A 25,549-nucleotide genomic window follows, 5' to 3' on the forward strand; every position below is an offset into this window, starting at 1 on the left:
GGTCGCCACCGGCGCCCACGGCACCCGACAGCGCACCATCGAGGCCGGCGCCGAGGTCGGCCGCACCGTCGAGGGCGCCACCCACGCCCGCGGTCAGGTCGCCGGCTCCGCCGATCGCACCCGAGAGGGCACCGTCGAGACCGGCGCCGAGATCGGCGGCGCCGTCGAGTGCGCCGCCCAAGCCTGCCGTCAGGTCGCCGGCTCCGCCGACGGCGCCCGAGAGGGCACCCTCGAGACCGGCGCCGACCTCGGTGCCTGCGCCAACCGCGCCGGAGAGCGCACCGTCGAGACCTGCGCCCAGGTCAGCGGCGCCATCGAGGGCGCCGCCCAAGCCAGCCGTCAGGTCACCCGCTCCGCCGACGGCGCCCGAGAGGGCACCCTCGAGACCGGCGCCGACCTCGGTGCCTGCGCCTACCGCACCGTCCACGACGCCGCCGAGGCCCGCTGTGAGATCGCCGCCTGCGCCAACCGCGCCGGAGAGCGCACCGTCGAGACCTGCGCCCAGGTCAGCGGCGCCATCGAGGGCGCCGCCCACGCCTGCCGTCAGGTCGCCGGCTCCGCCGATCGCGCCTTCCAGGCCGGTTCCGATATTGGCCGCACCGTCCAAGGCACCACCCAGACCAGCACCGAGGCCGGCACCCGCACCAACCGCGCCGTTCAGCGCACCTTCCAGACCCGTTCCGATATTCGCGGCACCGTCCAAGGCACCACCCAGACCAGCACCGAGGCCGGCACCCGCACCAACCGCGCCGTTCAGCGCACCTTCCAGACCCGTTCCGATATTCGCGGCACCGTCCAAGGCACCACCCAGACCAGCACCGAGGCCGGCACCCGCACCAACCGCGCCGTTCAGCGCACCTTCCAGACCAGTTCCGATATTCGCGGCACCGTCCAAGGCGCCGCCGAGACCGGCGGTGAGGTCGGTACCCGCGTCGATTGCGCCGTTCAGGGCACCGCCCAGACCAGCGGCGAGGTCAGCGCCCGCGCCAACCGTGCCGTTCAGGGCGCCACCGAGGCCGGCGGCGACATCGGCGCCCGCACCAACCGCACCATTCAAAGCACCACCGAGGCCGGCGGCGACATCAGCGCCCGCACCAACCGCACCATTCAAAGCACCACCGAGACCGGCAGCTACATCAGCGCCCGCGCCGACCGCACCGTTCAGGGCGCCGCCCAGGCCGGCGGCCAAGTCGGCACCGGCGCCTACCGCGCCGGTCAGAGCGCCGCCGAGGCCTGCGCCGATGGTGCCGTTGAGGCCGGCGGCGATGTCAGCCGCGGCGTCTATGCCTGCGGTGATGTCGGCGTTCAGGTCGACGTTCGCGCCGGTGACGGCGGAGACTGCGCCGCCGATGCTCGCGCCGATGTCGGCGGCGGCGTCGGCGATGACGGAGGCCGCGGCGCCCAGGCCGACATCGAGGCCGACGCCGAGCTGGGCGTCGGCGGCGGTCGCCGCGGTGACGGCGGCGGCCGCGGTCGCCGTGGAGGCGAGGGCGGCGCTCGTGCCCGCCGCGGCGCCCGCCGCCACGATCGCCTGGAGCTGGGAGCCGCCCTGGACCAGCGCGGATTCCGCCACCATGGGGGCGACGGCGGAAATATCCTCCGGGGTCACCTCCAGCCCTGCCGCGGCCAGCGCGCCGCACGGGTTGGCGCAGTAGGTCGCGGCGGCCTCGCGGTCGCGCAGCAGGTTGAGGATGAACTCCAGAATCGCGTTGGGTGTCATCGAGATCAGCTCCATCCAGATCGTGGGCGGGAATGCCCGATCCGTTGTCGTCGGAATGTCTTTCACGCTAGGTCCGCCGGTCGTTACAGAAAACGGGGCAAATACCTAGTTCATCCGGGGCGCCCCCATTAGGGGCTTCACACCGATTAGGGGAATTTCCCCGTACTTGCCCCGGCGCGGGTAACAGCGCCCCCCTGGCAACCGACAGACCGGGTGGGATGTCGGGTACACCCCGGCGGCCTCGCTCCACCACACGTATACGTCCCCCAGAGTCCTGCGAACGAGGTTGTCCCATGACAGAGCGTTTGGCGCTCGGCATCACTGTCGGCGCGGCGAATTCGACAGCCGCGGCCACGACGTCCGACGGCGTCGAGACCACCTTCGCCTCGCATCGCAGCGCCCTGCTACTCGGCGCCGACGGCTCGGTGGGCTTCGCCGACGCGACCAGGCACGCGCGCGGCGTGCTGGTCGACGACTATCTGTCACGCGTGGGCGACCCGGTGGAACTGCTGGCAGCGGACGGTTCCGAGCACGACGCGGCCGACCTCGTCGCCACCGCGACCCGCGCCCTGGCCACCGAGTTGGCCGGTGCCGCAGCGGAGTCCACGGATCAGACCGGCATCGTCGCCTGCTGCCCGGCGTGGTGGCCGGAGCAGACCGTCGAGACCCTGCGCGACGCGCTCGCGCGCGCGGGCCTGCCCGAGGTGACGCTGGTGCCGGAGCCGCTGGCCGCGCTGCGCCGCTACGAGATGGAGAACGGCCTGCTCGACGACGGCGCCCTGGCCGTCTACGACCTCGGCGCGAGCGGGCTGACCGTGACGCTGCTACGCACCGGCGAGCAGGCCGGACTGCTCGGCACCCCACTGCACAGCACCGCCGTGGCGGGCTCGGAATTCGACCTGCTGACGATGCGCTACGTCCTGGCAAACGCGCTCGACGGAAATGATCTGGATCCCTTCGACCCGGTTGTGGAACGGGAATTGGCGGCATTGCGCACGCGCTGCGGAATTGCGAAAGAAGAACTTTCCAGAATTACCGCGACCGTCGTTTCGGTGGGCGCGCTGCCCGGCGTCCGCACCGAACAGGTGCGGCTCACCCGCGGCGAACTCGAAGACCTGCTGCGTCCGCTGCTGCTCGACTCGATGAGCCTGCTCAGCGACGCGGTGCGGCGCGCGGGGCTCACCACCGCCGACGTCAGCCGGGTGCTGCTGGCCGGTGGCGGCGGCGCGATCCCCCTGGTCGCCGAGCTGATCTCCAGCGAGTTCGGGCTGCCGGTCACCGCCTGCGCCGACCCGTCGACGTGCGCGGCGCACGGCGCGGCCGAGATCGCCCTGGACGTGGCCGCGGTCTCGGTACCCACCGAGGCCATTCCGGTCCTGGCGCCGCGTACCCCGGTCGCCGACCCGCGGACGCCGCCGCCCGCGCCGCTGGTCACCGAGCCGGCGCTGCCGCAGGCCGAGCCCGCGCGGACCCGGATGTTCACCGCCAAGCGTGCCGCGATCGTCGCGGCGGCCGCCGTGGCCATGGCCGCGGTGACCACCGGCACCCTCGCGATCGGCGGCATCACCCAGCCCTCCTCCACCCCGGACCCGGCCACCCCGACGAGCGTGGTGCCCGGCGCCGTCGCCTCGACCGGCGGTGCGTCCGGAACGCCGGGCGGCACCGATTCGACGGTCGCCGATCCGTCCCAGCCCGGCGCCCCCGGTACCGTCGCGCCCTCGGGCGCCGCCCCCGCCGGCACACCGGCTCCCGGCACCCCCGGCAGCGCGCCGACGCAGAACGGGCAGGCTCCGGCGGGCACGCCGGGCACGCAGGCACCCGCCGGCACCCAGGCACCCGCAGGCGGACAACCCGCCCCGGCCGCTCCGCAGGGTGGCCAGTCACCCGCTCCGCAAGAGCCCGCGCCCGCCCCTGCTCCCGCACCGGCTCCGGCGCCCGCGCCCGCTCCGGCACCCGCACCCGCGCCTTCCCCCGCCCCGCGCCCGCAGCTCCCCAATGTGACCGTCGACCCCGGCGGCTTGCTCGACGGCGTCGGCGGCGCGGTCGACGAGACGCTCGAGTCGGGAACGCAGCTGCCCGGCCAGGTGCTGGGAGGTATCGGTGGCTGACATCGCCCTCGATACCTTCCCGAACGCCCGGACCGTCTTCCGCGAGCTCGACGCCGTCGACCACCAGCCGGTCCAGATCCTGATCCGCGGGCGAGCGGCGACCGGCAAATCGGTCCTGCTCAACGCGGTGCGCGCGCATCTGCGTGGACGCGGGATCGCGGTCGCCGAGTCGGCCGACGACGGCGACGGCGTGCTCGTCCTCGACAACGTCCACGGTGCGGGCGACGCCGAACTGCGCGCGCTGGCCACGGCCGTCGAATCCGGGCGCTCGGTGGTGCTGGCCGGTCAGCCACGCCCGCACGACGCCCGACTACGCGCCCTCACCGACGCGCTGGCCCGGCGCGGCCGCACGGTGGAACTGCGCGCGCTGGGCAGCGGCGACATCTCCACCTTCGCCAGGGAGCTCGGGATGGCGGTGGCCCCGCCGATCGCGCTGCAGATCCACCAGCTCACCGCCGGAGTTCCCGGCGGCGTCGTCGCGGCGCTGACCGCGGCCTGCTCGACCAGCCTCGACCTGGGCGCGACCGCGGTGGAACAGGCGGTCGTGGCGTGGACGCGCGCACTGCTCGACACCGTCGAACCCGAACTGCTCGAAACTCTCGTCGTCGCCGCCACCGGCACCGGCTTGGACGCGACCGAGCTCACCGAGATCCTCGGCGTCGACAACAGCACCGCCCAGGAGCTGATCGATCGGGTCAGGGCGGGCGCGCTGGTCACCGACGCGGACCTGCTCCTCGCGCCCGCCGTCGGCCCGCTGCGGCGGCTGCTCGGCGACCGGCGCTACGTCGCGGTGCAGCGCCGGCTGCTCGCGACCCGCCTGGACGCGGGTCTGCTGCGGGACCGCACCGCGCTGCTGCTGGCCGAGTCGGGCGTCGTCGACGACCGGCTCGCCGAGTTCCTCTGCCAGTCCGCCGGCAAGTCCGGGCAGGCCGCGCGCTATTACGCCGCCGCGGCGGCCGCGGGCGCGCCCGTCGACTCGATCGCGGTCCGGTGGGCCGAGGCCGCCGCCGTCGCGGGCGACTCCGACACCGCCCTGCGGCTGGCCGAACCCCTGCTGACCGCGAACACCGCCGCGCATGCCGAGCTGGTCTCGGCGGTGCGGATCTGCGCGGGCGTGCTCACCCGGCGTGGCCTGGTGAGCCGCGCGGCCGGGCTGTACATGTGGCTCGGACCCGACCGTGTCGGCGCCGACTGGGCGCCCGCCGCGACGGTGCTGACCCTGGCGGGCGATGTCGCGGGCGCGGCCCGCATGTCCGAGACCGCGCAGCACTGGCCGCCGACCGAGGCCGACGCGGGCGCGCGGCTCATCGCCAACGCCCTGTACGAGTCGCTCGATCCGCACGGCACGGGCACCTCGGCGGCGATCTCCGCGCTGATCCAGGCGGGCAACGCGGGCACCGGCGAGGACCGCTACCTGCCCTGCTCGGCCGTCTCGATCGCCACCCTGCTGTGCCTGGGCACCGGCGACCCGCGCCGCGCGGGCGACGCGCTGCGCCACACCACCGGCGAGAGCGGCCAGCTCCGCGTGCTGACGGCCTGGACCGCGCTGCTCGGCGGCGACGAGCGTCGCGCCACCGCCCTGCTCGACGAGCTCGACATCGCCGCGCTCGAACCGCGCGATCAGCTCCTGGCGCACGCCCTCGCGGTGGGCCTGGCGCGTCGCGGCGGCGATCACGCGGCCCTGGCACGCGCCTGGCAGGACGCCTGCCCGCTGTTCGACGCGCTCGAAGCCGACCTGCTGAGCCTGCTGCCGATCGGCGAGCTGTGGCTGGCCGGGCTCCGCCTGCGCGACGCGCGCCGGATCGAACCGCTCGTCGACGCGGCGCGGGCGCTGCTGCGCAAGCTCGGCCGGGCGCCGGCCTGGGCCAACTCGTTCCACTGGTACGGCGTGCAGGCGGCGCTGGCCGACGAATCGCCGCGCGATCTCCTGCCGCACGCCAACGCGCTGAAGGTGGCCGCCGAGGCGGGCGACCAGCAGGCCGCCGCCCTGGCCGACGCGGGCCGCACCTGGGTGCTGGTCCTGCGCGGGCAGGTGGCCGCGGCCGAGGTGCAGGCCGCGGTGTCGGCCCTGGCCGAACTCGGCCTCACCTGGGACGCGGCCCGGCTGGCCAGCGAGGCCGCCCTCGCGGCGGGCGATTCCACCACCGCGACGGTGCTGCTCAAACTCGCCCGCTCGGTGCGTGCCCAGGCCCAGCCCGTCGAACCGCGTCCGGTCCCCGCGCCCGCCGCGCACACACCGGCCGCACCGGCGCCGCACGCGGCCGAGCCCGCCACGCTCAGCGATCGCGAACGGGAGGTGGCCGAGCTGGTGCTGCTCGGGCTGACCTACCGCGAGATCGGCGCCCGGCTCTACATCTCGGCCAAGACCGTGGAGCATCACGTCGCCCGGATCCGACGTCGCCTCGGCGCACGTTCGCGCTCGGAGCTGCTGTCGATGTTGCGTGCGATGGGCCACGGTTCGCTGCTGGTATGAGTCGACGGGCTGTACATTTCGGCCGAAAACGGAGAGCATCACGTCGCGCGGATCCGACGCGGATCGGCGCGCGCGCACGATCGGAACTATTGTCAGTGCTCCGCGCCGGAGGACATGGTTCGCCGCTGGTGAAGCTCGGGCGCGGACCGTCGTCGTCGCCCGAAGCGAGGTAAACCGGATGGCCACTGGGGTCGGCCTGCGCATGGCCGATGACGAGTGCATCGCCGCGGTGGTCACCGAGGACGGCGCGGTGCGCAGCATCGCCCGCGAGTCGCTGCTGCACATGTCCGACGACGGCGACGCCGCGCTCGGCGGCCCGGCCCCGAGCGGACACGTGCACTCGATCTCCGGTTTCGTCCGCGCGATCGGTGATCCCGCGGGTATCGACGTCGACGGCGGCGAGGCCTACCGCGCCGAGGACCTGCTCGCGACGGCGATGTTCTGCCTCATCGACCTCACCACCGAACACCTCAGCGGCCCCGCCGAGTTCTACGCCACCCACCCGGCCGCCTGGACGCCGGAGATCGTGCGCGGTGTCCGCGAGGCCCTGGACTATCTGGGCCTGAAGTCGGTGGCGCTGCTCGGCGAGGACGAGCTGCCCCAGCCCGCCGCGGGCGCCGACCCCGGCCTCTCCTACGCGACGGCGGCGGCCCAGGCCGCGCTGGTCGCGGTGCTGGCGACACCGGCGGGCGCGACCCCGCCGGATCCGATCGTCACCGAGAACGCCATGGTCGCCACCGATGTGATGCCCGCGCTGTCCCGGCCGGCCGCGACCGCGCAGGCGTATTCGGCCGCGATCCCGGCGACGGCGCAGCCGACGAAGGCGATGGCGCTCCCGGTGCCGCCGGTCGCCGAAGCGACCGCCGAGCCGACGCCGGAGCGCAGCAGGACCCCGCTGCTGATCGCCGCCGCCGCGCTCATCGGACTGCTGCTCGGCGGTGTCGCGGTGTCGGTGGTGCTGAGCGGTAACGAGACGACCCCGGCGCCGTCGATCTCCGACGCGCGCCCGGAATCGCCCACCGGCCAACCGAGCCCGACGCCCGTCGCCCCGCCGCCACCGCCCGCGACGGAGACGACCACCCGGCCCGCACCGACCACGACCGACGAGCCGAGCCCCGAACCCACGCCGTCGACCAGCACCGAAGCACCCCCGACGACGACACCGGAGCCGACCACCACCGCGCCGTCCACCACCCCCGGCCGCAGCACGACCCGCCCGTTGCTGCCGTTCCAGACCTACCCGCCGGGCTATCTCCCGTCGCCCCCGACGATTCCGGGCTGGGGCTGATCCGATGCGGGGGTACGGTAACCGCGCCCGCTGCGCGCCCGTGCCCTAGAGTGATGCGCTGACCGACATCACTGCCGCCGGCGGTGGCCTCGGTCACTCGTGCGACGAAGGGATTTCATGCGCAAGTTGGTGGCGCGTCGCGCCGCGGTCAAGGCAGCCTCCGCCGGTTTCGCCGCGACCGTTCTCCTGGCACCCCTACTCGGTTCCGGTATCGCCTCGGCCGAGCCCGCCGCGCCGGCGCAGCTCTCCGTCGACGCGCTGCCCGCCGAACTGGTGACGGCGATCTCGCGGGATCTGGGGATGACCCCGACCGAATATCTCGACCGTGCCGCCCGCGCCCAGCAGCTGCGCGACTACGCGACCACCTTCCGCTCCGAGCACCCCGACACCTTCGCCGGTGCCTGGATGACGCCGGAGGGCAAGGCCGTCGTCGCGGTCACCGACGCCGACACCGGCAAGATCGCCGCGGCCGACGGGTACCAGACCCACCTCGCCCCGATCTCGGCCGGCGGCCTGGAAGGCGCGCTGCTGCAACTGAGTCAGTGGATCGCGAGCCTGCCGCGCGAGATCTCCGAGCCGATCAGCTCGGTCGCCATCGACGCGCTCAACAGCCAGCTGGTGCTCAACATCGCCAACACCGGCACCGGCCATCTGCTGAACCTGCCCACCCTGATCGCCACCATCAAGGTGGTGCTCTCCCCCGGCGGCGGCGGTCCGGTCGAGCGCAAGCCGATGGGCGGCGACACCTACATCACCGCCACCAAGGACCTGCACGACGCGACCCTGCGCGGCGTCGACGTGTGCTCGTTCGGTTTCAACAGCACCGACGCCGCGGGCAACGCGCTCAACATCTCGGCGGGCCACTGCAACCCGAACATCGACAACGGCGGCACCGCACCGGTCTACGTGCCGAACGTGCGCGACATCCCGAACAGCCCCGAGGTCGGGGCCTTCGCCAAGTCGGTGCTCGGCGGGCCCGCGGCGCTGGACTACTCGGTCATCTCGCTGAACGAGCGCGCGGTCAACGCGGGCATGGACCAGCCGCGCGTGCGTGGCGCCAACGGCACCACGCTGGCCATCACCGGCACGGCCGACCCGGTCACCGGCGCCCCGGTCTGCAAAACTGGTCAATCGTCCACGTTCACCTGTGGTTTCGTCTCGGCGGACCGGGTGGAGACGCAGCTGTTCACGGCGGAGGGCGTCAGCAAGACCATCCGCGGCTTCGCCAGCACCGCCTGCACCCTGGGCGGCGACAGCGGCGGCGCGATCGTCACCGGCACCCTCGCGCTGGGCATCACCAGCGGCTCCAACGCCGCCGAGGCGCCCAACTGCACCGAGGCCAACACCCAACTCGCCCCGTACGGCGGCACCGCCTCGCTCGGCGTGCCGATCCGGCCGATCCTGGCCGACATCGAGGCCACCTCCGGCGGGGGTCTGGGCAGCGGAATCGCGGTGCGCACCAAGCCGAACGCGGGCTGAATCAGCCCCGAGAAGCCGAACCGGACCGGGTGAGCGAAATCTCTTGCCCGGTCCGAGTAGGCATAACCCCCGTGAGCCCATATAGTTCGATCATGCTCCTGCCACGTATGGGTCGCACCCCGTCCGCGCGAAGCTCGAGAAGAGCTCGGAAGTCCGTGATCGCCGCGTCTGCGGCGATTCTGCTGTTCGGCCCCACGATGGCGGTTGCCGACGCGCAGCCCGAACCCGCCGCCGATCTGCCCGCCCAGCTGGTGCAGGCCGTCACCCGCGATCTGAAGATCTCGCCGGAGGAGTACCTGCGCCGCGCCGATGTCGCGCAGCAGGTCGCCGCGTTCTCCACCACCGCCCAGCGCCAGTTCCCGCAGGCCTTCGCCGGCGCCTGGCTCAACGACGCGGGCAACGCCGTCGTCGCGCTGGCCCAGGGCCCCGGCGCCGACCAGGCCCGCGAGGCCGCGTCCTCGGCCGGTTTCGAGGTCCGCAACGTCGCCAAGAGCGAGTCCGCGCTGCGCGGCGAGAAGACCGCGTTCGAGAACTGGCTGGCCGCCGCGCCGCCGGAGGTCGCCGCCCTGGTGCGTGGCGTCGTCATCGATCCGGTGAACAACGCGATCGCGGTGCGCGTGGACCAGGCCGGTCTGCCGCTGCCCAGCTTCATCGACCCGTCCCGCGTCGTGGTCACCGCGCCGCCGGTGGCGGGCGAGCGGGTCGACCTGACCGCCACCCCCGTGGCCGGTGACGGCAACGGCGCGCTGGCCGGCGGCGACGGCTACGCCTCGGTGGTCGGCCGCAGCTCGCTGCGCTGCTCGCTGGGCTTCAACGGCACCGACCGCGGCGGCAACGTCATCAACATCACCGCGGGCCACTGCAACCCCGACATCGGCTCGGCCGGCACCGGCAGCGCCGCGGCCGTCTACGAGCTCAACGGCGACAAGGCGGGCGCCCAGCTGGGCACCTTCCAGAAGTCGGTGCTCGGCGAGCAGGACTACTCGATCATCCGGGTCAACGACAACGCGCGTGCCCGGTTCGAGAACAACCTGGTCCGCGTCCCGGGCAACGCCCCGATCGCGGTCGACGGTGTGGCCACCCCGGTGGTCGGCGCTCCGGTCTGCAAGTCCGGCTCGCGCACCGGTTTCAGCTGCGGCATCATCAACGGCGTCGACCAGACCGTGCAGGTCGGCGACCGTCAGCTCACCCAGAGCTTCTCGGCCAACATCTGCGCCCTGCCCGGTGACTCGGGCGGCGCGATCGTGACCGGTCGCCTGGCGCTCGGCATCTCCAGCGCGTCGTCGGTCGCCGACTACCCGATCTGCGAGATCCCGAACATCATCGGTGCCATCACCGGCGACGTCCCGCAGCTGTTCGCGCAGCCGCTGAGCGTGGTCCTGTCGGACAACCCGGGTCTGGCGGTCCGTACCAACTGATCGCGGTTTCCCCTCGGCACTGAGCAGCCTGGAAAAGGCCGGTAGCGTTGCGCTACCGGCCTTTTCCGCGTCCGGGGGTGGTTCGGTACCGCCCCGCCGCGCTGTCGCGCATGCTGGAGGCATGTGTTTGGTTCTGCTCGCGTGGCGGGCGCACCCGGAGTACCGGCTGATCGTGGCCGCCAATCGGGACGAGTTCTACACCCGCCCCACCGAGTCGCTGCGGCGCTGGCCCGGCGAGCCCGGGCTGCTGGCCGGTCGTGATCTCGGCGCGCCGACGCCGGGCACCTGGCTGGGTCTGCGCACCGACGCGGCGCGCTTCGCCGCGGTCACCAATGTCCGTAATCCCCAGGACACCCCGGCCCGGCCGCGTTCCCGGGGCGCACTGCTGATGGACTACCTGCGCGGCGCCGCCACCCCCGCCGCCTATCTCGCCGGGATCGCCGCGGCACCCGACGCGTACGTGGGCTACAACCTGCTGGTCAGCGATCTGCGAAGCCTGTGGTGGCAGTCCAACCGCAGCGGCGCGGGCCCGCTCGAACTGTCGCCCGGGCTGCACGCGCTGTCCAATGCCGCGCACCTGGCGTCGCTGCCCGGATCCATCCACAGCGATCCCCAGGCCGCGACCGTCGTCGGTGCGGGCGCGCCACCGTCCTGGCCGAAGATCGACACCGGCCTGGCCGGCCTGCGCGACATCGTCGCCACCGCACCCGATTCGGTCGACGACTATTTCGCCCTGCTCGCCGACCGCACCGAGGCCACCGACGACCTGCTGCCGCGCACCGGCATCCCGCTAGAGTTCGAACGCGCCGTCTCGGCCCGCTTCGTCGCCCACGACCTGCACGGCACCAGGGCGAGCACAGTCCTGCTCGTCCGCGAGGACGGTCACTTCACCATGGCCGAGCACACCTTCGGGCGGCACGGGGCCGTCGAGGGCACGGAAACACTGTCTGGTGTGGTCGCCGTGCCCTGACACGCGGAAGGCCCCGCTCCGGATCGGAGCGGGGCCTTCGCGGTAATGAAAGCGGGTTTACTTCGCCGGAGCGGCGGCGGCCGCCTGCGGCTTGTCGGCCCACGCGGTGGTGCCGTCCGGCGCCTGGATGACCTGCAGCAGCTCGAAGCCGGCCACGGCCATCGTCGGGCCACCGATGGCGACCATGCCGAGGATGCCACCGACCGCGGCACCGGTGCCGAAGCCCGGGATGCAGCCGATGGCCGGGATGATGATGCCGCCGATGACGCAGCCGACGAGCGCGCCGATCGCGGTACCGACGAAGGTGCCGATGGCGGTACCGATGCTGAACTTGCCGGAGAAGTCGTTGATCGCGCGCTGGTTCTCCTGAACCGACGCGATCGGGGCGGCCTTCAGCACCGGCGAGGGCGCCAGCTGGTCGCGGCTGATCTCGACACCGGCGGGCTTCTCCGGAGTCAGCGACAGGGTCGAGGCGTTCTTGTCGACCTCGGACTTGATCGGGATGTCGGTGCCACCGATGGTGTAGTCGATGGGCAGCGAGATCACGACAGCCCCCCGACTGTCCTTGATCTCGGCGACCTTGGTCTTGGGCGCCTCCGGCGTCTCGCCGTCCTGCTCCACCAGCGAGAACGTGCCGTTCTGCAGGGTCGCGACGACGGTCTTGTCGACCAGCTTGACGGAGTACTTGATGTCCTGCGGGGCTTCCTCGGCGTGCGAAGTCCCCATGGACACGGTCATTGCACCGATAACCAGCGCGGCAGCCGCAGTGGTCCTACGGAAGTTCATTCAGGGTTCCAATCCATCAGGTGTGGTGCGGCGTGCGATCCGCGACACGCGAGACTCGTCAAGCAGGAACACACCGTGAGGTGTCCCTTACTTCTCCCCGAGCAGTGTGAAGACCGGCACAGCAGACAGAACAGCTGGAGCTTAATGGACCGAAACCTGGGAGGCCAGAAGGAATCTCAGTCGACTTTGTCGGCCAATTTTCGGCTTCAACCCATTTCACCTGCGATTTACGGTGTCCACCTGCGAACAACAGCGGTCTGCGTCCAAACATTGTGGTGATATACATCACAGTTGTTTTCCCGGGGCACGGCCGCTATGAAGCAGCACGACCGTTGAGCGCCCGCCCGGGCAACCTGCTCGCCAGGAGATCCACCGCGAAACCCAGCACGCCGATCACCAGAATCACGGCGACGACCTGGTCGTAGGCGAGCTGGTCGCGCGCATTGAGAATCTGATACCCGAGCCCCGAGCGCACACCGAGCATCTCGGCGGGCACCAGCACGATCCAGGCGGTACCGAGGCCCAGCCGAAGCCCGGTCCGGATGTGGTCGCGGACCGCGGGCACGATCACCACCCGCAGCTGCTCCGCGCGGGTCGCGTGGAACGACCGCGCGACGTCGAGGAAGCCGCGATCGATGGCGTGGACCCCGGCCACCGTGTTCAGCATGATCGGCCATACCGCGGCGGCGGCGACCAGGAAGTACACCGGCTGATTCCCGATCCCGAAGACGGCGATGGCGATGGGGGTCCAGGACAGCGGCGAGATCATCCGCAGGAACTGCACCACGGGTGAGCTCGCCTGTTCCAGCCGCGTACTCAGGCCGATCAGCAGCCCCACCGGCACGCCGATCACCGTCGCCACGGCCAGCCCGACCAGCAACCGCCACAGGCTGATTCCCGCGTCGGAGACGAGCACACCGCGCTCATACAGTTCGGCTATCGCGGGGAAGACGTATTGTGGCGCGGTCTTGCGCAGCAGCGAATGCTCGGGCGAGAGCACGGTCGTGGCGGTCCACCACAGGCCGACGGTGATCGCCACGGCCAGCACCGGCGGCCAGAGCCTGGCCACCAGCGATCGGGACGCGGTCCGGACATCCGTTGTCGAACGGGCGGAGGAAGCAATAGTCACAGCAGGTGCACCTGTTCAGTTCGGTCGAGGCCGGCGGGCAGCCCGAAAGCTCGCGCGCCGCCGTGCGCGGCCAGGGAATTCAGCACGAAGGTGTCGTCCACCAGCTCGGCGTGCGCCCGGTCCGGATCGAGCTTGTCCAGGAAACCGCGATCACCGTCGACCACGGTGTCGTGCATCGCTTCGACGAGGCGCCGGGTGAAACTCGGATAGGGATACGGCTGGAATCCCACCAGCTGGGGCGACCATTCCGGACGCTGCAACGCATAGGGCGGATTCGGATAGGCGAGCGCGGTACGCACGGCGGGCAGCGGCTGCGGCAGATAACTGCCGGAGGTGAGCGCTTCGGCGGCCCGGCCGCGATCACTGTTGATCCGCGCCTGCGCCGACACCACCGCGTCGGTGAGTTCCTGGACCGCCTGCGGGCGCCCGGCGATCACGTCGTCCCGGGTGACCAGCACACAGCAGGCGTGCTCGCGCCACACATCGCCCAGGAACACGTGGATCCGGCCGATCTTCTTGATCTGCGCGATGGCGTTGAACGGATCGGCCACCACATATCCCGAGATCGACCGGTTGGCCAGCGCGGGCACCATGTCCGACGGACTCATCACCACGAGTTCGACCGTGCGCTGCGACCGCGACGCGGTGCGGCGGACCACCGGCGTGATCCTCCTGGCGCGCAACAGCTGCTGAAGCACGATGTTGTGGATCGACCACCAGAACGGAATGGCGACCTGGGTACCGACCAGCTGGTCCAGGTCGGTGATGTCCGGCGCGACGGTGAGCGCCGAGCCGTTGGTGTGGTTCCAGCCCAGCACCCGCACGCCCGAGCCCAGCGCGTGCTGGAGCTGCATCGCCATCGGCATCAGCAGGTGCGCCACGTCGATCTGACGCGAGACGAACGCCTCCGCCAGCCCCGACCAGCTCCGGAACATGACGGGCTTGGCGCTGCTCACCGACCCCGGCGGATACAGGTGCGCCGAGTGCGCGATCAGCAGCGGCGCCGCGTCGGTGATCGGCAGATAGCCGACCCGCAGGGCGCTCTCGCGCCGCTGCCCGGCGCTCGCCGCGCTGCGGACCAGCTCGGCCGAGCCGTAGAGCCCGGCCGCGACAGTGAAACCGGCCGCACCGGTCATCAGGTGCCGTCTCGAAACACCGCTCACGGCACCACGACCTCGTCCGGGTGATACTGCCCGAGGATCTCCCCGCGCAGCAGCGTCGCGTCGCCGCCGTCGCGCACCTCGCGCCACTCGCGACGAATCCGGCCCCGGTCGAGCAGCACGATCCGGTCCGAGAGCCCGATCGCCTCGTCCACATCGTGGGTGATGAGCACGACCGTCGCCGCGAGTTCGGCGACCAGCTCGGCCAGCCATCGCTGCAGGTCGACGCGGGTGGCGGGATCCAGCGCGCTGAACGGCTCGTCGAGCAGCAGCAGTCGCGGCCGGGTCGCGGCGGCGCGCAGGACCGCGACCCGCTGCGCCTGACCGCCGGACAGTTCGCCCGGGTACCGCTGGGCCAGCTCGCCCATCCCGAACCGCGCCAGCAGGGTTTCCGGATACTCCCGGTCGAATTCCCGGCGGTGCGCGGCGAAGCGGCTCGCCAGCGCGATGTTCTCGATGACGGTGAGCCACGGCAGCAGCAGCGCCTGCTGGAACACCACACCGGTGCGCGGCCGGGCGCCGTCCGTGCTCCAGGTGATCGTGCCCGCCGTCAGCTGCTCCAGGCCGGCCAGCACCCGCAACAGCGTCGACTTGCCGCTGCCGCTCGGCCCCAGCACCGTGAGGAACTCGCCGCGGTCGACCGCGATGTCCACGTCGTCCAGCACGGTGTTGTCGCCGAACGTCTTACTTCCGCCTTCGACCCGCAATTCACAGATGGTCATTTCGGCACCTCCACCACATTTGTTCCGCACCGACGGCCGCGCGCACCGACCCCGGAGCGTCGGTGCGCGCGATGTGCCTGTCGCTGTCTAGGCCTTGACGCCGGTCAGCCGGGTGTAGATCCCGCCGTGCAGACTGTCGATGACGACATCGCTCAGCTGATCGCGGAACACCTGCGCGAACGGGTGCAGTTCCCGGAAATGCGATCCGACGATGCCGGATTTCACGAAGTTGTATCCGTTGATCGGGTACTTGCTGAGCCCGGTGGTGCGCGGCAGCGCGTCGATGATCCGCACCAGGGTGCCGGATTCGAGATTGGCGAGCAGTTCGGCCAATTTCTCCGACGGATGCGGCACACAGCTCATGGCGATGCAGCTGAACACCACATCGACATCGCGGTTCACCGGCAGTTCGGCGATATCCTCGGTCACCAGCGTGACATTGGGCCAGTGGTTCTCGTCCACCCGCTTCTGGGCTTTGGCGAGGATGGCGGCGTTGTTGTCCACACCGATGACATGTCCGGTCGGGCCGACCGCCGACAGCAGCGCCGGAAAGGCAAGGCCGGTACCACATCCGAGGTCGGCGACCTTCTTACCGGTCAGGTCCAGACCCTCGACCAGACCCGGATGCAGTTTGTCGATGCCGCCCAGGGAAAGAACCCACGCCGTCCGGTCGTAGATCGGGGCCGCAATATCGTACCGCTCTGCGAATTTCATTCGAATCTCTCAGGTTTCTCGTCGGTCGGGCAAATTATCGGGGAGTCATTCGGACGTTGAATCCGCCCTTGATCATCGGCGCGAGGCCGGGATCCTCGGTCAGCTTCCAGTTCGGCGGAAGTTCGATCTTGTACCGGTTGAAGATCAAGGCCACCAGGTACGGCGCGATCAGATATCCCAGCTGGGCGCCGGTGCAGCGGTGCGGGCCCGCGCCCCAGGCCAGGTAGTGCAGCAGCCGGGGAGCGTCCACCCGCTTGCTGTGGTCGTAGAAGCGCTCCGGGTCGAACGTGTCGGGATCGTTCCACCAGCGCTCGTCCCGGTGGATCGTCGAAATGGGCACGCCGAGCATGGTGTTCGGCGCGATGTCGTAGCCCTGGAAGCTGGCGCCCTCCGCGGTGAACCGCAGCAGCAGCGGGAGTCCCTGCATGCGCATCGATTCCTCGAAGCACGCCTTCACCCAGCGCATGGTGCGGATCGAATCGACGGTGGGCTGGGACAGGTCGACGGTGTCGCTCTCCTCCACCAGCCGCACCTTCGCCTCCTCGGCGAGGCAGGTGCGTACGACGGTCTGGGTGATGGCGCCCGCGGTCGTGCCGTACGACGCGCTGGTCATCGTCGCCACGTCGAAGCACAAGTCCCAGAAGCTGATCGGGTTCTTGAGCTTCTTGTAGCCCACCAGCATGCCGTCCAAGACGTCGCCGTAGGTGCCCAGCGACGGCGAGTTCTGCCGCTCGACCACGCGGTCCTTGACGATCTTGCCCGCCGAGTACACGGCCCACGGACGGATCTTGTACCGGCCCCACGGGCGCACCAGGTTCGGCGGATCGGCGATCTTCAGCGTCGATCCGAGGAACTTCGTGAAGGTCGAGAGCCCGTCGTGCAGATCGTGGATCTCCTCGGCGGTGAACGGCTCGGTGAAGGTCTGCCTCAGCACGCCGCGCAGCAGCGTCTGGAAGATCGCCTCCTGCAGGTCGGTGATGCCGTCGGCGTTCGTCGCCGCGGCGATGTTCGCGTCCAGGCTCTCGAGATAGGCCTCCGCGTTGGCGTGGAAGGTGCTCTTCAGCCCGCCGCGGGTGACCAGCGGGCTGAGGATCCGGCGGCGCTCACGGAACAGGTCGCCCTCGATGAACGACAGCCCGTTCTGCCGCTTGGCCAGCGCCGGGTGGTAATTGCCGAATTTGCTGTATTCGCCGGAGGTGTCGCCCATGGCCTGGTGCGCGTCGTCGGGGTTGCCCAGCACGACCAGGTCGCGCAGCGGCAGCTTGATCCGGACGACGTCGCCGTACTGGCGCACGGCATCGCGCAGGAACTTGTTGCGGTCCTTCGCGTATTCGGGGTACGACCCCATCACCCGGTGGCCGGGCGGTCCGGGCAGATGGGTATTCGAGAGCCTGCGGCTGGTAATTCCGGTGACGGAGGGAGCCTTCACCTTCTGCGCCGTGGCGTGCGGGCATTGTTCGGACATCACAAACCTTTCCCTTACGGGTGGACTGTCAGAGATTCGTCGTGGTCGCCGCGGGCAGCACTAGGCCGCCTTCCGGAACACATAGGCGCGGACCAGGCCGCCGAGGTGCCGCTGCGCCGAATCCACCGCGAAGCCGGCGTGTTCGCAGCGGACCACCGTGTGCTCGGCACCGCGATCCAGCTCCACTTCCCGGGTCATGTGGGCGACGGAATCCATGCGGGCCACCGCCGCGACCGCGCGGATCACCCGTAGCCGGAACTTCAGGATGCCGCGCAGGAGCGGGCTGTCCGGCATCGCGAGTTCGATCAGCAGGAACTTGCCGTCCGCGCGCAGCACCCGGGCCGTCTCGGCGAGCGCGGCCGCCGGGTCGTCCATGTCGTCGAGCGCGAAACACATGACCACGGCGTCGAAACTCGACGACGCGAAGTCCAGCGATTCCGCGCTGCCGAGGGATGAGCGGTAGTCGTTGCGTGGCCGCTTGCGCCGCAGTCGCGCGAACTTGCGTTCGGCGACCGCGAGCATCTGCTCGTTGAGGTCGACGGCGCGGTAGGAGACCGGATCCTCGTACACCGCCGCGATGGCGGACCCGATTTCGGCGGTGCCCGCGGCGATGTCGAGCACCTCGGCGCCGAACCCGAGCCGCAGTGTCCGCACCGCCCGGCGGCGCAGCCGCTTGTCACCGCCCAGGGTGAGCAGTGAATTCACCAGGTCGTAGCGCGGCGCGATCTTGGTGAACATTGCCTGCGGTGTCGCGGGGCGTGTCCCGGCCATGGCGATCTCTCCTCGCGTCTGAGTGCTGTTCATCGGCCCTGCTCCGGGCCGCGGACGAGCCGGACGGCCTTCTCGGCGCCGAAGGCCAGCAGGGTGGACCAGGCGCCGCCGCGGGCGCTCTTGCCGTCGCGCATCCATCCGGCCAGCAGGCCGGCGAACTGGCGGATGTGCGCGCGCCCGGCCAGTACGGGCGCTTCCTCGGCGGGCACTCGCGCGTCGATGAGCATCGGGCCGTCGGCGCCCAGCGCCGCGCGGAAGGCGGCGCCGAATTCCTTGGAGGTCCTCGCCGTCACCGCGGGCAGACCGCAATGCCGGGCGAAACTCGCGAAGTCGACCTCTTCGAAGGCCGAGGACCGGTCCGGCCAGCCCATGATCCAGCTCTCGAACTTGATGGCCGCGAGCGCGCTGTTGTTGAAGACCACGATCACCAGCGTCGAGTCCACCGCCGCGGCGTTGCGGAGTTCGGCCAGGGTGATGCCGATCCCGCCGTCACCCACGATGGCCACCGACACCTCGGCCGGATTGCGCTGTGCGACATCGACCGCGGCGGGTACCGCGAAGCCCATCGTCGCGAACGACGCGGTCCACAGGTAGCGCCGGGCCGACCGCACATGGCGGTACGCCCACAGGGTGTTGATGCCGACGTCCACGCTCAGGGTGGCGGCCCGCTCGGTCCGGGCCAGCTCCTTGTCGATGACCCGCGCGACCGTGGCCGCCCGCAGGCGCCGGGAACTCTCGCGCGGCCCCCTGCGCCGCGCGCGGGGCGGTGCGGCGGCGGCCTCGACGGCGCGGTCCTCGCTGACGAGCCCGACCAGCGCCTCCAGCGTCTCGCGGGCATCACCGAGCAGGCCGACCGAGTCCGGCGGCAGGCGCAGGAAGGTCAGCGGATCACTGTTCACCGAGATCACCGGGTTGTGCCCGACCATCTCGAATGCCGAACCGCGCCAGGACACCCCGACGACGATGACGAGCTCGCTGGTGCGAATCCGTTGCATCGCATCGTCATTGCCGGAGGTACCCACCAGGCCGGCGCAGTGCTCCCCGACGACATTCGCCGCCAGCGCGCCCATCGTGCAGTACAGCGGGCTGCCGAGGCGGGCCGCCAGCTCCACGAGTTCGCGTCGCGCCCCCGCCGCCCCACGCCCGACGATGATCGACACCTCCCCGGCGCCCGCGATCAGCTTCGCCGCACGCACGATCTCTTCCGGCGCGGCCGTCGTCGCTCCGGGCAGACCGAGCAGCGACGCGGGCACCCCGGGCATACGGGCGATCTCCACGAGAGCGGCACTGTCGCCCGCAGCCAGCGCGGCCTGGGACACGTGAATGTGCGTCACGCCCTTGCCGCCGCCCGTGACGGTCGCCAAGGCGTCGCGTACCCGCGCCGGATCCTTGCCGGTGCCGTCCAGGACCACCGAGATCGCGGCGACTTCGGCCAGCACGTCGGCCGCGTCCATTAGCCAGCGATCGGTCTCCACGGAGATCAACAGGACCGAGGCGCTGTCGAACGACGCGTCGTAGAGCCCGTTCAGCTGGGCGAGCAGCTCCGCCGGAGAGGTGACCAGCACGCAGGCCGTGGTGCCGTCGGCCTTGAAGGCCGCGGTGGCCCGCATCGCGGCTGCCTGAATATCGGCGACGACGTGTAGGTCGACACCGTGATCCGAGCCGGCCGACATACCGAGCGCGGCATGGCTGTTCCTGGACAGGTACGCCGAGCCGATCCCCTTGGTCGCGGCCGCCGTGAACAGGTCGCGGACGTACTCGACGACATCGGCGCACGGGGCGGTCCGGTCGTCGGCGTCCGGTGCCAGCGCCGACGTCAGGATCAGCGCCGGCCCGTGCCCGCCTGCCGCCTCCGCCAGCCGCGCCCGCAGCTCGACCGCGTCGCCCGCCCAATACCCGGCGACGTTGAAGGCGCGCGCCAGATCACGCACGGTGTCCTCCGACTCGGCCCGGCAGACCACCGTGACCGGCACCGCGTAGCGCGCGGCGGTGGACAGCTCCGAGATGTACTGGTCCAGCGCGGCGAGATCGGTGACGGCGTAACCGCGTCGATCCGTCGCCAGGGCGAGACCGATCGCCATCGGCAGCGCCGACCCCTCGGCCTCGAGATTCCACGAGGTGCGAATATCCGTGTGCTCGCCCAGGTACTTCCGCGCGAGCCGCCGGGTCGTCCCCGGGTCGACGGCGACCGGCTCACCCGCGATCTGCTGGGCCAGCACCGCCCAGCCGTCCGGCACGACCGAATCCCGCGGCGCCTCGGCGGTGTTCGCGGCGGGCGCACCCGACCGTCGGCTCCACACGGCCGCGGCCAGCGCCTGCACCACCAGCGGAATCTCGCCCGCGACACCGATCCGCCTGCGGCCCTCGTCGAATCCCGAGGTGGCGAGATCGGTGATCTCCAGTACGAGATCCGCCGACGGAAAGAACCGTCCCACACCGGCGGTCGGCCTGCCGATCAGCACAATGCTGTGCGCGTCCGACGGCGCCGTCACACCCTCCACGGACCACTCCGGGATGCCCGACTCCGGCAGTGCCGTCAGCGAGGTGCCCAGCGCGTCGGCGAGCAGGTGGGCGCAGTCGGCGACCTCGCGGCTGCCCGCGCCGAGCACGATGGCCGTCGGTGTCGCGCAGAGGTAGTCGGCGAGGTCCTCGATGCGCTTCTTGTCCACCTCGGGCGCGGTCGTGGAACCCACCCGGTACGGGCTGACCTGGTCGATCCGCTCGACCGGCGAGTTCAGCACATCCGACGGCACCGCGACGTGCGCGGAGGTCTGCTCGAGCCGCACCGACAGCACCAGCTGGTCGAAGACGGCGATCTGGTCGGGCGAGACGATGTCGGACGAACGCCAGGTCCCGTCGCGGAACAGCCGCGCCGAGTCGATCTCCTGGAACGAGCGCGTCCCGATCTCGGCCCGCGCGACCTGGCCGGAGATCGCCAGCACCGGGAGCCGGTCGTACAGCCCGCTGTAGACACCGGGCAGCAGATGTGTCGCCCCCGGTCCCGCCGTTCCGAAACAGACGCCGACCGTGCCCGAGCCCTGCGCGTAGCCCACGGCCATCCAGGACGCCGCGCTCTCGTGGCGGACCGCGATCAGCTCGATCTCCGAACGGCGCCCGACGGCGTCGACCAGGCAGTTCACCGATTCGGCCGGCATACCGAAGAGGTAGCGCACATCGTTGCCGATCAGGCGGTCCACGAGGGCGTCCGCGAACCGTGGGCGCCCCAGCAGGTCGGCGCCCAGGTTGGTGTTCATCTGCATGACAGTGCCTCCACTCGGCTGTATCCATCCGCGAGTACGTCGACGACCTCGGCGATATGCGTGACGGCGGGAACGGTGATCCGGACTCCGGCGTCCGGATAGGACCGGACCGCGATCCCCGACGCGCGGAGATGCTCGACGAGCGGCGCCGGGGATTCCATCGGCACCCACACGAAATTTCCGTACGAATCGGCCAGGTCGATGCCGCGGCCGCGAATCGCGGTGAGGAATTCCGATCGCGCGCGAACCACCGAATCCACCTGACCGCCGAGTTCGTCGACCACATCCAGGGATGCGACCGCGGCTGCCACGGCCAGCCGATTGACCCCGAATGGCATCGCCAGGCTCCGGCAGGCGCCGATCAGGTCCGCGTGTCCCACCGCGTATCCGACGCGCAGACCCGCGAGGCCATAGGCCTTCGAGAAAGTCCGCAGCACAACCAGATTCGCGTATCGCTGGGTCATCCGCAGAATGGCCGCCGGATCGTTGTTGCGATCGAATTCGATATAGGCCTCGTCCACGATGACGACTGTGTGCCGGGGAACGCGGGCCAGCACCATCTCGACTTCGTCGGGGCTGACGTGCTCCCCCGTCGGATTGTGCGGCGCGCAGATCAGGATCGCGGCCGCGTCGTCGCCCGCCGCGGTCACCATCGACTCCAGCGGCTGCCACCGGCTCGGCGTTCCGGCCACAGGCACCGGCACCCCGCCGGCACCGATGACGACCCGCTCATAGGCATCGAAGGCCGGGACCGCGAAGACGACGCGGCCTCCGTGCCCGGCCACCCAGCGCAGCAGGTAACCGAGTACACCCACACTGCCGGGGCCCACGACCACCTGATCGGTTCCGCAGCAGGCGAAGCGCGCGATCGCGGAACGCAGCGTGCCGTACGCGGCGGCGGGATAGGCCGCCGCGTGCTGGACCTCGTTCGCGATCGCCGTGCGCACACTCGGCAACGGCGCGAACGGCAGCGCATTGTTCGACAGATCGATCGCGACCGCCGAGGTATCGGCTTCCTCGCCCGAGCGATATTCGTTCAACGAGACTGCGTCACGCATTTCCGCCACCCTTTCCATCGGCCCGTCACCCGATGTCTTCTTTTTTCCGCGTATCGAGTTTCAGCGCATCCATGAGAAAGATGACCGCCAGCGACCCGGCGACCACGCACAGCGATGCCAGCGAGGTATCCGCGAGCAATACCCACGTCGAGAGATAACCGGTCGAGACGATCATGTCGAAACGCAGCATATTGTTCGCCGACTGATTGTCGTCCCGCATGATCATGCGCGCACATTGGAAACAGACCACCGGGAACCACACCAGGGTGATCAGGTATCTCTCCGAATACTGCCCGCAGGCCACCAGGAAAAGCGGCGCCAGATATACCAGCGCCGTTCCGGCCGCCGCCGCGATCGCCGCCCGCTGCCGCGTTCCACTGATCGTCGCGGAAGTCGACAGACCCGCTTCCCGATCCCCCTCGAAATCGGGCAGGTTCTTTACCAGCCCCTTGGCCACGAACCACAGGAACAAATATCCAGCCATGAGCAGGAACGGCCAGTTGCCCGCGACGGCCGGACCGTCGGCGGAGATCGCCGGCGCCATGAGGAACGGAAAGGCGACGTCGAGGGCGAAGAGGCCGAGCGACAGCATCGGCCGCGCCTTCACCCGGAACGGCGGCAGCGAGTACTGGTGGGCGATGACGACACACACCGCCGTGAGCAGCACGAATACCGGCCCGACGAGGGCCGCCGCCGCCAGCATGAGCACGCACACCGCGTACGCGCTGCGCAGCAGGCGCTTGCGCCCGTACAGCCCGAGCAGGTACAGCCGGGCCGGGATGTTCTGGTTGTCCTCGGCGATGTCGGAGTAGGCATTGAACAGATTGGCGACCGCACTGTACAGAAAGGTGATCAGGAGGCCGATGAGGACGTCGAGATCGAGCGGCAGACCCAGCAGGGTGCAGCCGAGATAGAACGCCAGCATCCCAGGAAGGCAGGTACGCGGGCGGGCGAACGACAGAAACAGCCCGATACGTTCGGAAAGGCTGGTGGCGAACCCGTCGGACGAGTTCACCCAATCAATTCTCTTGTCTGCCGATTCGTCCAGAAATTCTTCGAGCGTCGGTTTAGAAATTGTTCCAGTCACGATCACAGCCCACTCGTCATGCGCAGTTCCAATAGTGCACGCCCGGACCCCACAAACACCGAGCTTGCATCCCCCGTTTGCGGCCACGCCGCGGAAGTGGCGGCTGGTGCGACCATACCCGAGATCTGCGGTGTGCGGATATCTGTCCAACTGCGCCTTTCGCCGGTTGAACACACTTCGCCGATCTCGAACAGCGGCGATTCGCGCTATTCTCCGAGGGCGGGGTATATCAGGTGCGGTCTTGTCTCGCAGAGAGGTTTCATCCCATGCTGATCGACTTCGTTCCCGACCCGGATCTGTACCCCTTCGAGTCCCGCTGGTTCGACTCGTCTGCCGGCCGCGTCCACTACATCGACGAGGGGACCGGGCCGACCATCCTGTTCTGCCACGGCGTCCCGACGTGGAGCTTCCTCTACCGTCACGTCATCAAGGAGCTGCGCCACCGGTACCGGTGCATCGCCATCGACTACCTCGGGTTCGGATTGTCGGAACGGCCGGCGGATTACGGCTACACGGTCGCCGAACACACCGTGATCCTGGGCGAGCTCATCGATCACCTCGAACTCGACGGCTTCGTCATGATGGGACACGACTGGGGCGGCCCCATCGGCCTCGGCGCGATCACCACCCGGGCCGACCGGGTGCGCGGAATCGTATTGGGCAACACCCTGTTCTGGCCCCTCGAAGCGCGCGCGAACCGGATCTTCAGCCGGGTGATGCGCACCCCGCCGATGCAGCGCCGGGTGCTGGAGAAGAACTTCCTCGTCGAGCGGGTCCTGCTCTCCGAGCTCGGTCGCACGCTCAGCCCGGCCGAGATCGACCACTACCGCAAGGTGCAGCCGACCACGGAGTCCCGCCGTGGGCTCGGTGTGATCGCCCGCGAGATCCGCGACGCCAGTCCCCTGCTGGACAAGCTGTCCCGCGACGTGCCCGCCATCCTCGCCGACAAGCCGGCGCTGCTGGTGTGGGGCATGCGGGACATGGTGTACCGCCCGAAGGCGCACATCCCGCGGATGCGCTCGGTCTTCACCGATGTCGAGGTGGTCGAGCTGCCGCGGGCGCAGCAGTTCATCCAGGAGCACGCACCGGACGAGATCGCGGAGGCGATCGCGAAACGATTTCCGTGATCGCGCCGCGTCGGCCTGTTCCGCCCGGCCGGAATCGTCGAGGATGGCGGGCATGACATTGCCCGCCCTTCCCGAGGAATCCTTCCGCCGGGTGCTCTGTGTCGTCGCGCACCCGGACGACATGGAGTACGGCACGTCCGCGGCTGTCGCGCGCTGGACCGCGAGTGGCATCGACGTCGGCTATCTGCTGCTCACCCGCGGCGAGGCCGGCATGCCGAACCCGCCCGCCGAGACCGCGCGGTTGCGCCTCGCCGAGCAGCGGGCCGCCTGCGCCGCCGTCGGCGTCAACCAGCTGACCGTGCTCGAGCATCCGGACGGCGTGCTCGTCTACGGCCTCGACCTGCGCCGTGACATCTGCCGCGAGATCCGCCGGTTCCAGCCCGACGTCGTGCTCGGCATGGGCTACGACATCGAGACGCCCTTCGGCTTCGACCAGGCCGACCACCGGGCGGCCGGGCTCGCCACCCTCGACGCGATGCGCGACGCGGGCAACCGCTGGGTCTTCCCGGAACAGATCGACGACGAAGGCCTGGAACCGCATTCCCCACGCTGGTACCTGGTCCCGGGTTTCGCCGGCGCCACCGTCACCCACGGCGTCGACATCACGGGCGAATCGCTGCGCCGCGGCATCACCTCCCTCGAAGCACACGCGGCATACCTCGCCGCCCTGCCCGGCCACCCCGCCCCCGCCGACTTCATCCCCAAATTCACCGCGATGAGCGGTAAGGCCATGGGCGTCGCCCACGCCGTCCTCTTCCGCGCCCACGACCTCCAGGCGCCCCCGGAGTTCTTCACCGACGCCGACCAGGACTAG

At 70.5% G+C, this 25,549-nt stretch carries 18 protein-coding genes and 1 pseudogene; 8 read left to right on the forward strand and 11 right to left on the reverse strand.

Features of this window, described 5'->3' with window-relative positions; all coding sequences use genetic code 11:
* Positions 1 to 1,624 precede the first annotated feature (1,624 nt).
* Positions 1,625 to 1,735: pseudogene (locus EL493_RS33810) on the reverse strand (hypothetical protein); the annotation flags it as partial.
* A gap of 278 nt (positions 1,736 to 2,013) precedes the next feature.
* On the opposite strand from EL493_RS33810, the gene EL493_RS33465 reads away from it, so the two are divergent.
* The 6 genes from EL493_RS33465 to EL493_RS02040 all read left to right on the forward strand — a co-directional run bounded on the left by EL493_RS33465 (position 2,014) and on the right by EL493_RS02040 (position 11,456).
* On the forward strand, positions 2,014 to 3,828 hold the full coding sequence (locus EL493_RS33465) for an Hsp70 family protein (RefSeq protein ID WP_022566654.1): 1,815 nt from the start codon (positions 2,014 to 2,016) through the stop codon (positions 3,826 to 3,828).
* A complete protein-coding gene (locus tag EL493_RS02020) occupies positions 3,821 to 6,301 on the forward strand; it encodes a LuxR C-terminal-related transcriptional regulator (protein ID WP_019049779.1) in 2,481 nt (826 codons plus the stop codon). The genes EL493_RS33465 and EL493_RS02020 overlap by 8 nt, the downstream gene beginning before the upstream one ends.
* 178 nt (positions 6,302 to 6,479) lie before the next feature.
* On the forward strand, positions 6,480 to 7,589 hold the full coding sequence (locus EL493_RS32150; RefSeq protein ID WP_019049780.1) for a hypothetical protein: 1,110 nt from the start codon (positions 6,480 to 6,482) through the stop codon (positions 7,587 to 7,589).
* Positions 7,590 to 7,706: 117 nt separating this feature from the next.
* On the forward strand, positions 7,707 to 9,068 hold the full coding sequence (locus tag EL493_RS02030; RefSeq protein WP_019049781.1) for a S1 family peptidase: 1,362 nt from the start codon (positions 7,707 to 7,709) through the stop codon (positions 9,066 to 9,068).
* Between the two features lie 92 nt (positions 9,069 to 9,160).
* Positions 9,161 to 10,486, forward strand: a complete 1,326-nt coding sequence (locus tag EL493_RS02035; protein WP_435826175.1) for a trypsin-like serine protease — start codon at positions 9,161 to 9,163, stop codon at positions 10,484 to 10,486.
* Between the two features lie 121 nt (positions 10,487 to 10,607).
* The gene (locus EL493_RS02040; protein WP_019049783.1) at positions 10,608 to 11,456 is read left to right on the forward strand and encodes an NRDE family protein; all 849 of its coding nucleotides are present in this window, start codon (positions 10,608 to 10,610) and stop codon (positions 11,454 to 11,456) included.
* 57 nt (positions 11,457 to 11,513) lie between these two features.
* On the opposite strand, the gene EL493_RS02045 is transcribed toward EL493_RS02040, so the two are convergent.
* From EL493_RS02045 to EL493_RS02090, 10 genes are all read right to left on the reverse strand, one after another.
* On the reverse strand, positions 11,514 to 12,182 hold the full coding sequence (locus EL493_RS02045) for a hypothetical protein (RefSeq protein WP_022566655.1): 669 nt from the start codon (positions 12,180 to 12,182) through the stop codon (positions 11,514 to 11,516).
* Positions 12,183 to 12,555: 373 nt separating this feature from the next.
* Positions 12,556 to 13,365, reverse strand: a complete 810-nt coding sequence (locus EL493_RS02050) for an ABC transporter permease (RefSeq protein ID WP_232017291.1) — start codon at positions 13,363 to 13,365, stop codon at positions 12,556 to 12,558.
* Between the two features lie 2 nt (positions 13,366 to 13,367).
* Positions 13,368 to 14,507 carry an ABC transporter substrate-binding protein gene (locus tag EL493_RS02055; RefSeq protein WP_019049786.1) on the reverse strand — a complete coding sequence of 380 codons (1,140 nt, stop codon included), beginning with the start codon at positions 14,505 to 14,507 and terminating at the stop codon, positions 13,368 to 13,370.
* Between the two features lie 23 nt (positions 14,508 to 14,530).
* Positions 14,531 to 15,253 (reverse strand): ABC transporter ATP-binding protein, encoded by a 723-nt coding sequence (locus EL493_RS02060; protein WP_019049787.1) that lies wholly within the window; start codon positions 15,251 to 15,253, stop codon positions 14,531 to 14,533.
* 87 nt (positions 15,254 to 15,340) lie between these two features.
* Complete coding sequence (locus EL493_RS02065; protein WP_019049788.1) at positions 15,341 to 15,967, reverse strand: class I SAM-dependent methyltransferase; 627 nt, start codon at positions 15,965 to 15,967, stop codon at positions 15,341 to 15,343.
* 34 nt (positions 15,968 to 16,001) lie between these two features.
* Positions 16,002 to 17,432 carry a cytochrome P450 gene (locus EL493_RS02070; RefSeq protein WP_126405521.1) on the reverse strand — a complete coding sequence of 477 codons (1,431 nt, stop codon included), beginning with the start codon at positions 17,430 to 17,432 and terminating at the stop codon, positions 16,002 to 16,004.
* A gap of 60 nt (positions 17,433 to 17,492) precedes the next feature.
* On the reverse strand, positions 17,493 to 18,203 hold the full coding sequence (locus tag EL493_RS02075; RefSeq protein WP_074965376.1) for a class I SAM-dependent methyltransferase: 711 nt from the start codon (positions 18,201 to 18,203) through the stop codon (positions 17,493 to 17,495).
* Between the two features lie 29 nt (positions 18,204 to 18,232).
* Entirely contained in the window at positions 18,233 to 21,457 is a 3,225-nt protein-coding gene (locus tag EL493_RS02080) for a thiamine pyrophosphate-binding protein (protein WP_162178121.1), read from the reverse strand.
* Positions 21,454 to 22,521, reverse strand: a complete 1,068-nt coding sequence (locus tag EL493_RS02085) for an aminotransferase class I/II-fold pyridoxal phosphate-dependent enzyme (protein WP_019049792.1) — start codon at positions 22,519 to 22,521, stop codon at positions 21,454 to 21,456. The genes EL493_RS02080 and EL493_RS02085 overlap by 4 nt, the downstream gene beginning before the upstream one ends.
* Positions 22,522 to 22,546: 25 nt before the next feature.
* Entirely contained in the window at positions 22,547 to 23,614 is a 1,068-nt protein-coding gene (locus tag EL493_RS02090) for a UbiA family prenyltransferase (protein WP_126405523.1), read from the reverse strand.
* A gap of 260 nt (positions 23,615 to 23,874) precedes the next feature.
* Here EL493_RS02090 and EL493_RS02095 point away from each other — a divergent pair, with 260 nt between their 5' ends.
* Entirely contained in the window at positions 23,875 to 24,735 is an 861-nt protein-coding gene (locus EL493_RS02095) for a haloalkane dehalogenase (protein ID WP_019049794.1), read from the forward strand.
* A gap of 52 nt (positions 24,736 to 24,787) precedes the next feature.
* Positions 24,788 to 25,549, forward strand: a complete 762-nt coding sequence (locus tag EL493_RS02100) for a PIG-L deacetylase family protein (protein ID WP_019049795.1) — start codon at positions 24,788 to 24,790, stop codon at positions 25,547 to 25,549.

The sequence above is a fragment of the Nocardia asteroides genome, assembly GCF_900637185.1.
Lineage (GTDB): Bacteria > Actinomycetota > Actinomycetes > Mycobacteriales > Mycobacteriaceae > Nocardia > Nocardia asteroides.